18 protein-coding genes are annotated in these 13832 nt (G+C 46.2%); 4 read left to right on the top strand and 14 right to left on the bottom strand.

Going from position 1 to position 13832, the window contains the following annotated elements; translation table 11 throughout:
* Positions 1–36 precede the first annotated feature (36 nt).
* The 6 genes from C7R92_RS27375 to C7R92_RS27350 form a co-directional block, all read right to left on the bottom strand.
* A complete protein-coding gene (locus tag C7R92_RS27375) occupies positions 37–252 on the bottom strand; it encodes a helix-turn-helix transcriptional regulator (protein WP_158265773.1) in 216 nt (71 codons plus the stop codon).
* Between the two features lie 82 nt (positions 253–334).
* Positions 335–1297, bottom strand: coding sequence for a CGNR zinc finger domain-containing protein (locus C7R92_RS27370; RefSeq protein WP_106836323.1), 963 nt, complete (start codon positions 1295–1297; stop codon positions 335–337).
* 232 nt (positions 1298–1529) lie between these two features.
* On the bottom strand, positions 1530–1976 hold the full coding sequence (locus C7R92_RS27365; RefSeq protein ID WP_106836322.1) for a hypothetical protein: 447 nt from the start codon (positions 1974–1976) through the stop codon (positions 1530–1532).
* Positions 1977–2062: 86 nt separating this feature from the next.
* On the bottom strand, positions 2063–2317 hold the full coding sequence (locus C7R92_RS27360) for a hypothetical protein (RefSeq protein WP_106836321.1): 255 nt from the start codon (positions 2315–2317) through the stop codon (positions 2063–2065).
* A gap of 277 nt (positions 2318–2594) precedes the next feature.
* Entirely contained in the window at positions 2595–2894 is a 300-nt protein-coding gene (locus C7R92_RS27355; RefSeq protein ID WP_106836320.1) for a hypothetical protein, read from the bottom strand.
* A gap of 2 nt (positions 2895–2896) precedes the next feature.
* The gene (locus tag C7R92_RS27350; protein WP_106836319.1) at positions 2897–3265 is read right to left on the bottom strand and encodes a hypothetical protein; all 369 of its coding nucleotides are present in this window, start codon (positions 3263–3265) and stop codon (positions 2897–2899) included.
* A 331-nt stretch (positions 3266–3596) separates the two neighbouring features.
* Here C7R92_RS27350 and C7R92_RS27345 point away from each other — a divergent pair, with 331 nt between their 5' ends.
* On the top strand, positions 3597–3821 hold the full coding sequence (locus C7R92_RS27345) for a helix-turn-helix domain-containing protein (protein WP_106836318.1): 225 nt from the start codon (positions 3597–3599) through the stop codon (positions 3819–3821).
* A gap of 77 nt (positions 3822–3898) precedes the next feature.
* Here the strand turns inward: C7R92_RS27345 and C7R92_RS27340 are convergent, their stop codons facing one another.
* The 7 genes from C7R92_RS27340 to C7R92_RS27310 form a co-directional block, all read right to left on the bottom strand.
* Positions 3899–4981 carry a tyrosine-type recombinase/integrase gene (locus C7R92_RS27340; RefSeq protein ID WP_244195843.1) on the bottom strand — a complete coding sequence of 361 codons (1083 nt, stop codon included), beginning with the start codon at positions 4979–4981 and terminating at the stop codon, positions 3899–3901.
* A gap of 373 nt (positions 4982–5354) precedes the next feature.
* Positions 5355–5732: a cupin domain-containing protein gene (locus C7R92_RS27335; RefSeq protein WP_106836317.1), complete on the bottom strand. Its 378-nt coding sequence runs from the start codon at positions 5730–5732 to the stop codon at positions 5355–5357.
* 102 nt (positions 5733–5834) lie between these two features.
* On the bottom strand, positions 5835–6428 hold the full coding sequence (locus C7R92_RS27330; protein ID WP_106836316.1) for a hypothetical protein: 594 nt from the start codon (positions 6426–6428) through the stop codon (positions 5835–5837).
* 564 nt (positions 6429–6992) lie between these two features.
* Positions 6993–8024 (bottom strand): tyrosine-type recombinase/integrase, encoded by a 1032-nt coding sequence (locus C7R92_RS27325; protein ID WP_106836315.1) that lies wholly within the window; start codon positions 8022–8024, stop codon positions 6993–6995.
* Between the two features lie 136 nt (positions 8025–8160).
* Positions 8161–9189 (bottom strand): tyrosine-type recombinase/integrase, encoded by a 1029-nt coding sequence (locus C7R92_RS27320; protein WP_106836314.1) that lies wholly within the window; start codon positions 9187–9189, stop codon positions 8161–8163.
* Positions 9190–9422: 233 nt separating this feature from the next.
* Positions 9423–9782 (bottom strand): iron-sulfur cluster insertion protein ErpA, encoded by a 360-nt coding sequence (erpA, locus tag C7R92_RS27315; protein ID WP_017251346.1) that lies wholly within the window; start codon positions 9780–9782, stop codon positions 9423–9425.
* Positions 9783–9929: 147 nt separating this feature from the next.
* Positions 9930–10151: an aspartyl-phosphate phosphatase Spo0E family protein gene (locus C7R92_RS27310; RefSeq protein ID WP_106836313.1), complete on the bottom strand. Its 222-nt coding sequence runs from the start codon at positions 10149–10151 to the stop codon at positions 9930–9932.
* A 337-nt stretch (positions 10152–10488) separates the two neighbouring features.
* Here C7R92_RS27310 and mqnE point away from each other — a divergent pair, with 337 nt between their 5' ends.
* Positions 10489–11592, top strand: coding sequence for an aminofutalosine synthase MqnE (gene mqnE, locus C7R92_RS27305; RefSeq protein ID WP_106836312.1), 1104 nt, complete (start codon positions 10489–10491; stop codon positions 11590–11592).
* Between the two features lie 103 nt (positions 11593–11695).
* On the opposite strand, the gene C7R92_RS27300 is transcribed toward mqnE, so the two are convergent.
* Complete coding sequence (locus tag C7R92_RS27300) at positions 11696–11959, bottom strand: DUF1450 domain-containing protein (RefSeq protein ID WP_047072975.1); 264 nt, start codon at positions 11957–11959, stop codon at positions 11696–11698.
* Between the two features lie 173 nt (positions 11960–12132).
* Here C7R92_RS27300 and C7R92_RS27295 point away from each other — a divergent pair, with 173 nt between their 5' ends.
* A complete protein-coding gene (locus C7R92_RS27295; RefSeq protein ID WP_106836311.1) occupies positions 12133–13200 on the top strand; it encodes an NAD(P)/FAD-dependent oxidoreductase in 1068 nt (355 codons plus the stop codon).
* A gap of 78 nt (positions 13201–13278) precedes the next feature.
* Entirely contained in the window at positions 13279–13749 is a 471-nt protein-coding gene (locus C7R92_RS27290) for an NUDIX hydrolase (RefSeq protein WP_106836310.1), read from the top strand.
* Positions 13750–13832 lie beyond the last annotated feature (83 nt).

Below are 13832 nucleotides of genomic sequence, written 5' to 3'. Positions count from 1 at the left end.
ATTACAACCTTTTATCATTTAATGATCAAAAAATAATTAGGCTGGCAATTCACGAAGTTTCTGCGCGCTTTCGGGCGTAAGTCCGAACTCGGCCACGATCCGGATTGCTAACTTCCTGCTAACTTGTTTCATTCCACGCTCAATCTCACTGATCATTCCACCTGTTACTTTGATCCGTCTACCGAACTCGTCCTGGGTTAGCCCTTCTACTGCACGCAACCGAATCACTAGCTCACTATCAACTTTGACCACTTCACTCACTCCCTTTTAGTCAACTTCCTACTGCATACTCAACTACAAGGGCAAAATAAATAACCCTTTGTAGCCCTTCCCACTATATAACACGGTTGTCCAGACTGTGGCGATGATTCCGATAGTTTTGCCATTTGCGCGCCTCCATCCACTCCGCCGATACCTCCCGCATGTTGTACGTCACGACTTCGCCCGGTTCCTCCGCGTCTCTCCATCTCGGATTACCTTTCGGATTGTACCGTTTACCCTCGTATTCCGATTCCGGAACCCACTTTGGAGCGCGTCTCCCGTTCCGAAACCGCTTGTCCATATCTCCCGCGTTGTCTTTTGCGTAATCATCGCTACCTCGCGTCTCATTTCGTCCCATCCGCGAATCCTTTGTCGGAGTTTCCGAATAAAACGGTATCTCGCGCAGCTCCACTGGACTATAGAACGGATACTCTAACGTATGTCGCTCCTGATCCTTCTTTAACCGCTCGTCGCCCGTCCGCCCCACCCGCTGACGAATCTTGTCCTTATACGCCAGACACGTGCCGCCGCATATCTTGGCGCGATTGTTCCGACTCCGGTCGAGAAAAAACCATTCGCAGACTTCGCAGCGCTTAATCCGGTGACGGTTGCGCGGCCCAATCCGGAGACGACCGTAATAACGGAGCAATACGAAGTCCGCCGCACCTGACCCGATGAATGGCCGATCCTCCACCGCGTACTCGTCTGGCACCCTTGTCTTTTTGAGGCCGCGCGAATGATCCTCCGCAAGTATGTAGTCCGCCAGATGCTCGAGTAGCGCTGGCACGGGTGGGCGCCCGTTGATTAGCGTATGGGCAGACGTGCCGACCGCGAGTAGCGGCTTGTCTTCCACTTTCGTATGGTCCAATTGCGCCCACTCTTCGGAAATGAGCTCGTCGGTAATTTCGCGAGTCAGTCCGTTACGAGAGGCGAGCGGCGTTTCCGCGTGTTTGCGATAGTGTGCACGCTTGTGATTCGGGAAGCCCCGGCGGGCGATGGCCGTGAGTCCTGCGTGTTGAATCGACTGCTTCTGCAAACAACGACCTCCTTATCGAGCGATTCCCGTTTTCGGGACGGCGGCTCTTTCGTTTTTAATTGGTCTTTTCTTTGCGCGATAAGATATGTGTTAGTTCATATATGACTGACCTCGCGATAGAAGGAACGTAGTGACTGATTGATGCGATATCTTTTTATCGTTCTTGTTCTTTCGTTCTTGTTAATTCGTTATTATTACTTTCCTATAGGCGGGATTCTGTTAGTTCCCGTTCTTAGGAATCCGTGCCATCCCGTATATGGGACTCTTCCGTTTTTGGGTAGTATAGCGGCAGGTAGAGTTTCTTCACATTTCCCATCCAAGGTACCAGCGCGGTCACGACGAGCCCTTCCGTCTCCAACACGGAAACTAGCGGTCTGATCCGGTCGCCGTGAATCCCGGTATCTCTCCGAATCTGCTCAACGGTCGGGTACGCCCACATATAGAAGTCGTTCGTCTCTTTACCGTGAGCATGCGCCTGGAGGTACATGTAGATCGTCAACGCGTCCCGAGCGGTCGCACCGTCATACTTCGCGGTAAGCTCCGGCATTATTTCACGGTAGATGGCGTGGGGAATCGGCGTAAATCCGCCGCCCCCCTCCGATAGCGATCGATGTTTCTGCGCCAATGCCATCCGCGCTGGCTCGATAAGCTTCTGGTAACGTGGATCGCGTGCTTGCATTCGTTCACCCTCCGTCCATATCGTAGTACAATCGTTTATTTACCGTGGGAACACGCCGCGAGCCCGCCAGCTTAACGGCGTGGTTTTTATTCATAATCCTTACTTTCTTCCATAAGTCTAATAGTCATATCAATGTGACTTTCTGTTAATGCCTCAATTATCTCCATCGGGTCTGTTAGTTCTCGAAATACTCGAAAGTCTTCAACTCCTATTTCTTCTTGGATTTCAATTAGTGACCTATTGTCATCCTCAAAGATGATCATGACATCAAGCTCCTCAACTTCACCGCAGCCACAATAGCAAACAAATCCAACTTCAAGGTATCGTGTTTTGTTTTCCATTCAACATCTCTCCCATATCGTTTTATTTTCCGTTGGCTCGTCCGACATCCGACCGCTTGCTTCCGTTCACATGGCGGATCACCTGCCCTCTACTCTGTTATTCGTACGCCAAATCGTCGCGCACACTTTCCGAACAAAAAAATAAACGCCGTTGGCGCGGCGCTTGCGTTCATCTACGCTATCAATTTCCGTTCTGTTGGCGCAGTTACCGGATGATTACGTAGTCCCTCCCTTATGCGGCTGCCTATCCCGCACAAGATCGTCGGGCATGCGGTAATTATACGTTCATGTCTTTGGCGATCACGTTATGCTCTGCAATGCACATTAGAAATTCCGTAAGTCCGAAGTGGTAAAGAGACGATATATCAAAATCATCTCCGACCTCTATCTCGAATAGCTCCGCGTCCGTAGAGTAAACCCCCTTGTGTCCATAAACCGGTGATACCGTTGCGAACGCAAGTGACATTTTATCGTAGGTAATTGCGTATCGGTCGGAGATTAGTATCCCATCGAAGATATCCGCGACAATTGATTCATTTGTATCATCGTAGGACACCAAAATCTTCACATTCTTCATGATTAAATTCCTCCTTGGATTTGGCTCCGGAACTGTTCCGGCAGCATCTCGTGGTATTTGAAGTAATGACCGTATATCGAATAGTTGAGGTACTCGCGCATCATGTCGAGTCCGCTGATGCTTGCGAGTTTATCTACGAAGGCTTGTACTATATGCTCGGTAATCTCCGGCCCCTCGAATAGCGGTCGCTCGCGCAGGTCTGACTCGTAATAATCTCCCGCCTTCTTAACGCGGCACCAGTAGAGTATTCGATTTGGCAGATAGTCCTCGCTGGCTACGTAAAAGCAATGCTTGTCATCGATAAGCCACCCTGACGCAGTAAAGTAATCCTCCACCTCGTCGTCGTAAAATCGTAGCGTGATCGGTGTCATAATCCCGGCCTCCATCCGATCGTAGTGTTGACTATCTCGGAGTCGTTCCGGATCAATTCAATCAAAGCACGTTCAGTGGCGTTCATGGTCGGCACATCCCTTTTCGTTCCTGCTCCGCGATTACTGCGAGCATCCAACGCAGTCTCGTCCGAAGTGAGAGGCGGTGGTACGTTCCGGCTTTCATTCTCATTTTATATCATCCTTTTTGAATAACGTTATATTGTATTTTAATATATGGTATAACGTTATTTTGAATTCGTCAATACTGTTATTGCGTTATTTTTTCGGATAATTTACAATACAGATATAAATAGTTTGCGGAGGGGTACCGGTGGGCTTTGTACTTATCGTTAAGGTAGATGAACAATTACGCGCTAGAGGATGGACACAGGCTGATCTAGCGGAGAAAACAGGGCTCCGCCCCAGTACGATAAGTGAGATCGTTCGCGGCTCACGGACGGTTATCAATAAAGAGCACATCGCAAAGATTGCAGAAGTAATGGGGATAACGGACATTACTGAATTAATCGAACTTAAATCAACCGATAAAGGATAGAAAAACGCCCACCGACCGGAATTTCTCCGATTAGTGGGCGTTTGTTACTTATATCATTTCCTCGTTACAACCCTCTCTTATTTATAGTTTTCCCGATTTTCTAATTTCACCACCTGATTAAGCGGCGAATGTTTCTCATGCTCGCTTTTTATATAGGTACTCGACAGATGTGTATACCTAAGAACTTGGCGCGGATCGACGTGACCGAGTAGTAATTGGAGTAACCGCGTATTATGATTCGCTTCCAAAAACATAGTTGCTCCGGTGTGGCGAAGAAGATAAGGATAGATACGCATATCTAGTCCCGCTGCTTCGGCGTACTTCTTTAGTCGACTTCGAAAATGATTTGCACTCATTTTTTCTCCGTATACAGTTAGAAAGACGTACTCAGAATTTGATTTTTTGCTCGTGTAGTCTATCAACTTTCTCAATAATCTCATTGTGTATTCAGATATTGGCAATACTCTTGATCGCCGCGATTTGGTCATCGTTGATCTGAGGCGTATTATCCCCCGTTCGAAATCGATGTCTTTCTTCTTGAGCGAAACAATTTCACCAACTCTGCAAAAAGTATCAATTTGGAGAATTAGCATGGAGAAATCTCTGTAGCCACTATATGTAGTGCGGTCTGGGGCTCGAATAAGTTTCTTAAGTTGATTTACTGACAGTATATTTATATCCCCTTCCGTCTCCTTAACATTTTTTATATTAGCGAAGGGGTTAGAATTAATTAGTTTTTCAGCATGTAAAAACCGGAACATGGTTCTGAGTCCCTTTAGACGCATATTAACAGTTACCGGTGAAAGACCCTCTGTCTGATACTTTTCTGGCTTATGCGAATGACCATTCCATTTACGTTTTGATTTCAGCATCCAAGTAATATAATTTCTTATCACTGACGGCGTCACGCTTTTCAACTTCAACTCAAAATCATTGCTTTTTAAGTATCCGCAGAAAAAGCGGTAGTTTTCACGATATGTTTCTAATGTTCTCTCCGCTATTCCCTCCGCAATTTTAGCGCGATAGAAAATGTCGAATAGGTCATCGAGTAATTCTATTCGATCCTGCTCTCTCCTTACATAATCATTTTCCACCCTTTTAAGCAATTCAAAAACGTCATCAAGCGTATATCTATGCTGATCTTCTTCATGATTAATCAAGTAATTTCATCCCTTACGTAATTTTGCTATGCTTTAAAATTACAGTAGAAATCATCGAAATAACAGTCTGATTCTTTTGTTAGTTTTAGCCGATATAAAAATATGTGCAACTATAACTAACGCTAGATGACGCGTGTTAACGATATAAGCGATACTTAACGCATGCCCAACGTAAATACATGAAGAGATTACGTAAAACAAACGCTAACACCCCGCTAAGTCAAAGTTAGTTTTTGATACGCGGATTTTTGACGCCTGCTGATCTCTTTGAGCATATACCAGACTAAGAATAAGGCCGCTCCCTCGCGTTAGGGAACGGCCTTTTTTCTATTGGCATCGTGTCAAAAACCTAATTTCACTCCGATTCGGTCATTTAAAACGGCTTGACTGATGATGCCTCTTTAAAAGTCATAAAAGATGAAGGGGTTAGTTCTTCACTCTCAATTACAATTGCAATTAATCCAATTGTCGTTTTTGTTTCGTGCCATTCATCTTTCTCCCAAAAAACAGCATCTCCAGCTTCAACTTTAAAATATTCATTTTTTTCGCCTCTAACATACCCTTCACCAACCATAATAAGGAGTAGTTGAGGCACAACAGCTTGGTGATAGCCTATAATACCATTCGCTTCTAAATGCATACACCCAATATGAGCAATCTTTTCAGTTTGAATAATCCGAGACATAATAAAGTCGGAATTGAATTTTGTAATTCTCTTGCCAATCTCTTTATCGAATCTATATAATTCCATTGTTTTCTCTCCCTTAGTAACTATTGTTGCACTAATTTTACCAAATAAAGTAAGTGTTATACAATTACATGCTTAACAACAATATTTTAGAAAACAGCCTTACTATTTGAACCTGCTTTCCGTTACAATCTTCACGTAACCGACATTCTCCGGATTTCCCTCGACGTCCTTTACCACACGAACGTTATAGAAGTCGTCCACGCGACCGAAGTCGAGATACAGCGGATTCTCCCTTTCTGGAGCCACCCCGTCCTCTACAGTTAACCCAACCGCACGCATCGCCTTAATCGCGTCATCTGGATACTTGAATGCCTCAGACGGGCGTACTTCGATCCTGGCCGCGACTCCTTCGATGAACATGACGCTTATCTCGCCTGTATCCGCTTTGTACGTGTGACGAACGAATGGCGTCTTCTCTTCCGTTGAGAGTGACGTCCACTCTCCGGTTTCTGTCGCGGTAGGCTTGCCGAGTAGCGCGGTTACGTCTGCTTCCGGTTTGCCTGCGATTTCACTTATCGTGATTGAGGACAAATCAGATTCCGGCGTAGACGATTCGGACTTCACAGCGGACGTATTGTGTTCTTGCTCTACAGATGCCTTTAATTCATTCGGCATAGTCCCATTTGTATCTTTGAATTCCGGACCACATCCCGTCAGTATAGCGACTACAGTGAGTATGTACAATGAACGTTTCATTGCGTCGACCCTCCGATTTTTACCCAAATTATACCATAATATCACTGGTTCACGGTGAACCACCGTCTCTTCACGGACCCCGAGGTAAAATTTGATTCGCGCGAGGTGTAACGGTCTGACCGCGGGGTTTCGGCATACCGCCTTGGGGGTCAAACCGTAATCGTTCCGTTATGCAATTGATATCCATTCCCAGTTTACGGAAGATCTCTCCTCGGACTCAGCTCGTTTTCACAAACGTTATAACGGCGCGGTTCCTGCGTGGTGTGGATAATTATCGTTTATGCACCGTTTATACAAACGTGATAATGACACGGGTTCGCGCGATTCGACCGTTTTTATTTCCCATCCGTTTATGCACCGTTTATGCAGCGTGACCCCTGAGATTTCGGAGGGCGTCCGTGCCGGGAGCGTGCAGCGGATGTAATGGCGGATTTTGTACGGAAATGTGCGGTCGTGCTCGTTCGCTTTGTTACGTTTAATTGCGATAGTAGCGCAGGTTATCGCGGTCAGAAAGGCTAGCGTATGCTTACGTACTGTACCGGACTAAAGTAACGCTGGGCTTATCTATTTTGAATTGTTCTTATCGCTCAGTAAGCGGGTAATCGGCGAATATTTATCGTGTTGAGATCGGATGTGTTCGAAATCTACTTGGAGATATTTACGCGTGGTTGATATGTTCGCATGACCTACGATGCGTTGCAAAGTCGCGATGTCTCCTCCATTTAGCAGGTATTGCGTGCAAAAGTAATGCCGAAATATGTGCGGGCTAAACTTTACCTTTCCGAGTAATCCCGCCTTTTCTGCGTATCTTCGAAATATCTTTCGAACTGCATCAGATGTTAGCGGCTTACCGTATACATCAACAAAAACATTCTTAGTTTCAAAATGCAGCCCAGTTTCCTCGATCAATTCATTAAGAGCCTTCGATACCTCTTCTGAAAAAGGGACAACTCGTGCTTTTCTATTTTTATTCAGAGAAGCGGGCAATCTAATCATTTTGTTGGGAAAATCGAGCATATCAACTGACAAGGCCATCGCCTCTTGAATTCTAAGCCCGGTATCCGCGAGTGTCATCATGAGGGCCCAATCCCTGTACCCCTTGTAACTTTTCTTATTAGCCGCTGACATCATCTTCATTAACTGTTCCTCGGAAAATACTACGATCTCTTCCTCGTCTTCCTTCGCCGGCTTAAGGTTTGTCGTCGGGTCTTCAGTAATGACCCCCTCTTTTTTCCAGAATCGAAACATCGCCCGGAATGTGCGTAGTCTTATCGCAACTGTCGCAGGTGCCAGCTTAACTCCTGGCAAGTACCGCTCACTAACGCCCTGGTACTTCGACCGATCGCTCGCCATGTACAAGTGATAATCGCGAGCAATTGGTGATGTTACCTGCCTTATGTATTCGATTTGTGGGTGACTCTCCTCAAGCCATTTGCGAAAATACCCCCAGTGTTTGCGATAATCGTGGAGCGTTCTTTTTCTCTTCCCTTCTGCCTCCTTTACCTTGACAAACAGTTGGAACGCCTCGTCCAGCGTATAATTTCTTGATGCTTGTACCGAAGTCGTGCTCCTACCTTTCACCATCCGCTTACTCATACGTGATTACCTCCCAAATAAATATCAGGATAACCAAGTAGACTCGCGCAATAAACTCGCGGTGCTTACGTGTGCTTATCGTTAATAGCGTTCGTTTTCGCGCACTTTCAGGCAAAAAAAACGCCAGCCGGAATGGCTAACGTTTCCTTATGAAGCGATTTACCGGACTGTACGCGTCGTGACTGTTGCGTATGTCTTCCGTATCCATTTGGACGTACCGTCTCATGGTTCGGATATCGGCCCAACCTCCCATCTTCTGAATCGTGAACGGATCAGCGCCGTTAAGCACCATTCCCTTTGCCCACGTATGACGCCACACATGGCTCGTCATTTTCTTGGCGCTTATCCCCGCCCTCTCTCCGTAATACTTCAACCGTTTATTAAAGTGATTCGGTGATAGTGGCTCGCCGTAACAAGATAAAAACAAACGATCGGTCGTAAAGTGTTCGCGATTCTCACTGATGAGCTGTAGTAGTAGTTTCGAAGTATGAGCGGAGATAGGGATGTGGCGCGGCTTTCGATTTTTTGAACGTTCGCCGGGGATTGTTATGAATCGCGTTTGAAAATCAATGTCCGGAATTCGAAGACCGAGCAACTCTGACGCCCTCATTCCGGAATCCAAAAGACACGTCATTCCAACAAAATCGCGGAAACCTACAAAATCGCGCCTATCCGGTTGCTCCAGTAGAGCCTTCACTTCATCATCCGTAAAGCAATTTGTTAAATCGACGTCCTGGCGAATCAATTTTACGTTCGTAATCGGATTTACCTCGATCAACTCTTCACGCGATAGATGGTTGAACACGGCCTTTAACGTACGAAGCCGTATATTTACCGTCGTATCCGAAAGGCCGATCCGCTGCTCTGACGTGATAAACTTGTGCCCATCGTATCTCTTCGCGTCATACCGCATGTAGTTTACGTGGTCGCGGAAGTGATCCGACGTAAGCTCGTCAACGTACTCCACATCGTAGTTATCGCGTAACCACTTTGTGAACTGCTTCCAATGATTGCTGTAGCCCGTCAAAGTCCGCTCTCGTACTCCCTCCGCACATTTAGCGGAAACTACTAGATCAAAAGCTTGATCAAATGTCAGTCGCGGATACCCAGTGTCCGCCTGCCGCCTTCCGATTGGTGTACGTTTTGCGCGCTTCTTCAACACCATAAGAAAAAGCCTCCTCAACGGTAATTTTACGCAATCCACCGTTAAGAAGGCCGTTATCTACAACCCTAAAACGTACATTTCGGGGTTGTTATTGTACATTCGCGCGATTGATAATCCGCAGATATTCGGGTGCAATCCTCAACCCACGGCAGGCTTCCCGAAAAATTCCGGTTAGGCTACCGACTAGGCTCCGGTCAGATCACCGGAACCAAAAAACGTTGATATGCCGCCAATTAGTCGTCACATTTCTCCGCTTTACCTTCAGCGAGTGCCGTCTTAAATGAAGATCCACACCCACAAGAAGCGACTGCATTCGGATTCTCGATGGAGAAGCCTCCGCCCATCATCGATTCCTTGAAATCAATCTCTGTACCTTTAATGTATGGGTAGCTGTCCTTATCGACAACAATTTTCACACCGTTTTGCTCGAAGGTCTCGTCGCCTTCTTTTATCTCTTCGTCCCAGCCCATCCCGTAGGTAAAGCCGCTGCAACCACCAGTTCTGACACCTACCCGTAAAAACACATCGGGCTTACCTTCTGCTGCCAGCATTTCTTTTACTTTCAGACTGGCGCGCTCTGTCAATGTAATCATGCTTCTTTCCCTCCTTCACAGGCTCATTATTCCTGCACTTGTTACAACCAGTATATTCAGTTTACTAAGAAACGCTTCTTCCCACAAGGTTCCCCTGCACTTTACGCGTTCATTCTTTTCAAAATAAAAAAGAAGGGTCTCCCCCTCCTATGCAAAATGTGCATTATTTTCCATTAGATAAAATCTATAAGCTTTCTTCCGGTTCCCTGCCTTAGACAGACTATGATCGATCTGGTTCAGTTCGTTGTGTAGTTGATCAATTTGTATACTGTATTCTAGGACATCTGGATGATCTAACCCAAACTCTAACCCCATATGTACCATACGCTGTCGAAGGAGTTCGATTTTCTCGAGCAAAACGTCCCGCATTTGAAGCTCCTCCTAGTAATAGATCAGGATTTCTTACTATATTTTACAAGAACAGCTAGAATTTCGCAAACAAAAATTACTTTATTTCCGAAAATATACCAAAAATACGACGGTAATTATTATATTTTTACATACGTAACTTCCTGCAAGAGAGTTGGAGAACTTATGATATTGTTCGTACTTACCAAGAGGTTTATAATATAGGTGCTCTTGTTGCCCGAGATTTACTCTATTCCTATAGAGCCTTTCCACTCCCATGGAACGAATATCGATTGGGTACGACTGGATTAAAGCTCTTTCATCTAAGAACCATTGACTTTGAAAGGAAGTGTTTGGAATGGCGCTTGAAACGATTGCCATACAAGACAAATCTCTCGCCGGAATCGCAGAAAAAGTTATGCATGGCGAAAGACTTACCTTGGAAGACGGTGTCACCCTTTTTAATTCCAACGATCTTTTGACGATTGGACAATTGGCGAACGTTGTTAACTATCGCAAGAATCAGGATAAGGTTTACTTTTTGCAGAACCTGTACATCAACCCAACGAACGTATGTGAAGCTCATTGCAGATTCTGTGGCTTCCGCCGCGATGAAGGAGATGAGGGTGCCTACACAATGAGCATGGAAGAGTTGCTTCATTATGTAGAAACACGCTTCCATCCGGGTATCCGTGAATTCCATATCGTTGGCGGACATAACCAGCACAAGCCATTTGAATACTACCTCGACACCATTCGTACCTTGAGAAAGGCGTACCCGGATGTGACGATTAAATCGTATACAGGTGCAGAGATTGAGTTCTTCTCCCGCATTTCCGGTTTATCCATCCGCGAGGTATTGCAAGAGCTGATGAAAGCTGGTCTTCAAAGCCTTACTGGTGGTGGCGCTGAAATTTTGACTGAGCGCTATCGTATGAAAATGAGCCCGGAAAAAGCAAGTACAGACATGTATCTGCAAGTACACCGCACGGCTCATGAGTTGGGCTTGAAAACACATACCACCATGCTGTACGGCTCCATCGAGACATTGGAAGAGCGCGTGATTCACATGCTCCGCCTGCGGGAGCTCCAAGATGACACAAACGGCTTCATGGTGTTCATTCCATTGGCTGTTCAACCGATCAAAGCAACAGCTGGCATCAAACGCCGCAACTCTGCCATTGATGACTTGAAAACAATGGCGATTAGCCGTCTGATGCTCGATAACTTCCAGCATGTCAAAGCATACTTCATCAACATCGGTACCCAGCTCACACAGCTCTCTCTGCAAATGGGAATTTCCGATGCTCACGGAACCTTGATCGAGGAGCGCATCAGCCACTCAGCTGGTGCACTCACCCAGCAAGCTCTGACTGTAGATGAGTTGGTTTGGTTGATCAAAGGCGCAGGAAAACGCGCGTTGGAACGCGATACCTTCTACAACGTGATTAAAGAACATTAATCCAAAAAAAAGCTGATGCTCCAAATCACTTGGGCATCAGCTTTACTATTTTGATACGTGCACGGTTGATCATGCTCCCCAATGAACATCCTAAGAGAACAACCTACAGAGGGAAATCTGCATCCAGCAGCTCTTCTTCCTCCCGTAATTTATTCTTGATTTTCACCAGTAATTCATCGGCTGTTGGGGCTTGTACCAATGTGCCGTTTACGAGCGCGAATGGCTCCATGTAGCATTCACCGCAATACCCCAGACACCCGTACTCGAGTACGTCCACGTCCAGATCAGGATCATTTTCCAATGCATCCACGACGGATTGCGTATAGGAGGAAACATTGCTCGCGCAAAATTCTACAAGTGGTTTCATCTATTGTCACCTACCGATTATTTCGACATCATCACGTACTTTATTGTACCTCGACTTTGATAAAAATCCAGCGGAGAAAACGGGAAAAAGATTCTGCTTGCATTTTTAGTGAAAGAGACTAAAAATAGAGTGGGTGCTGTAAAAAACGGACAGAAGAAAGGACTAGACCTTCTATGAAACGACTTGTGATCCTTGGAGGAGGATACGGGGGTCTTCGTATTATTGAGCGAGTCCTGTCCCCTGATTTACCAGATGACGTGTTTATAACCCTCGTAGACCGTATGCCGTTTCATGGCTTGAAAACAGAGTATTACGCTCTGGCGGCAGGTACTACACCGGAATCTCACCTGCGTGTTAATTTTCCAAACGATCCACGCCTGACCGTCAAATACGGTGAAATTGCTGGTGTGGAATTGGACGAGCAGGTCGTCAATTTTGCTAACGGGGACACCCTCTCCTACGATTGGATTGTAATCGGATTGGGTTGTGAGGATCGTTACCATGATATCCCTGGTGCTGAACAATTTACGTGTTCGATTCAATCCATGGGAGCTACCCGCAACACATACATGGCAATCAATAATGTGAACCCATACGGCACGGTTAGCGTTGTGGGCGGTGGTCTTTCCGGGGTGGAAATGGCTGCTGAGCTGCGCGAGAGCCGTCCCGACCTGAATGTACGCATCATCGACCGCGGTCAAAGCATTTTGAGCCCATTCCCGAAAAAGCTTCAGGAATACGCATCTCAATGGTTCATTGAACACGATGTACAGCTTGTTTCCATGGCGAATGTCACTGGCATCGAGCATGGGATCGTGTACAACCACAACCAGCCTGTTGAAAGTGATGTTATCGTATGGACAGCAGGTATTCAAGCGAACAAAATCGTGCGCTCTCTGCCGATCGAAACAGACAACATCGGACGCGCCAAATTAAATCAGTATCATCAAATCCCATCCCATACGAACGTGTATGTGGTAGGTGACTGTGCAAGCACCATCATCGCGCCGAGCGCACAAACAGCTGAGATCCAAGGCGATCAAGTTGCCTTGATGTTGAAAAAAGACATCAAAGGTGAGGAGTATCCAGCTTCATTGCCTGCTCTCAAGCACAAAGGCTTCCTCGGTTCCCTCGGCAAAAAGGAAGGCTTTGCCAGCATGGGAAAAATGTCTCTGGTCGGTCAGATGGCTCGTGTCATCAAGAGCGGTCAGCTATGGATGTACAAAAAGCATATGGGATAAAACACAAGCCTGTTGGCCGGATGGTCAAACAGGTTTTCTTTTTGTATAATCCAAGGATAGAAAGGGTGATTTTTCCAGATGAATGATTATATACAGACCATGCGCCGTCTGATCGGGCAAGAGCGTCTGATAACTGTGGGCTGTGGAGCTATCATCGAGGACGAGCTGGGACGTATTTTGCTGCAAAGGCGCAAAGACCAAAATAACTGGTGTCTACCTGGCGGGCTGATGGAGATCGGCGAAACCTTCATAGAAACACTATTTCGTGAAGTAGAAGAAGAAACCAATCTGATCATTGAGGCGCCAGAGCTGTTTGGAATATACTCCGGCCCATCGGGTTGCAGGGAATACCCGAACGGCGACAAGATATTCAGCGTGCAAATCATCTTTCGTGTCACCTCGTATCATGGAGAGCTGGTGCAGGAAGGCCCGGAGAGCTCTGAACATACGTTTTTTACACGGGACAACCTCCCGCAAACACTCAATCCCGGTCAGGCAGCGTTTATATTGGATTGGGCGGAAGGGCTTACGGGGCCTATCGTCAAATAATTCAGAAAAACACAGTGATGATAATCTCCAAGCAAAACCCACATAATATCGTAGACCAGAGGAATGAAGTGCACCCCTTAGAA

The organism is Brevibacillus porteri (assembly GCF_003013475.1).
GTDB classification, from domain to species: Bacteria; Bacillota; Bacilli; order Brevibacillales; family Brevibacillaceae; genus Brevibacillus; species Brevibacillus porteri.
This window is presented reverse-complemented; position numbering and strand designations above follow the sequence as displayed.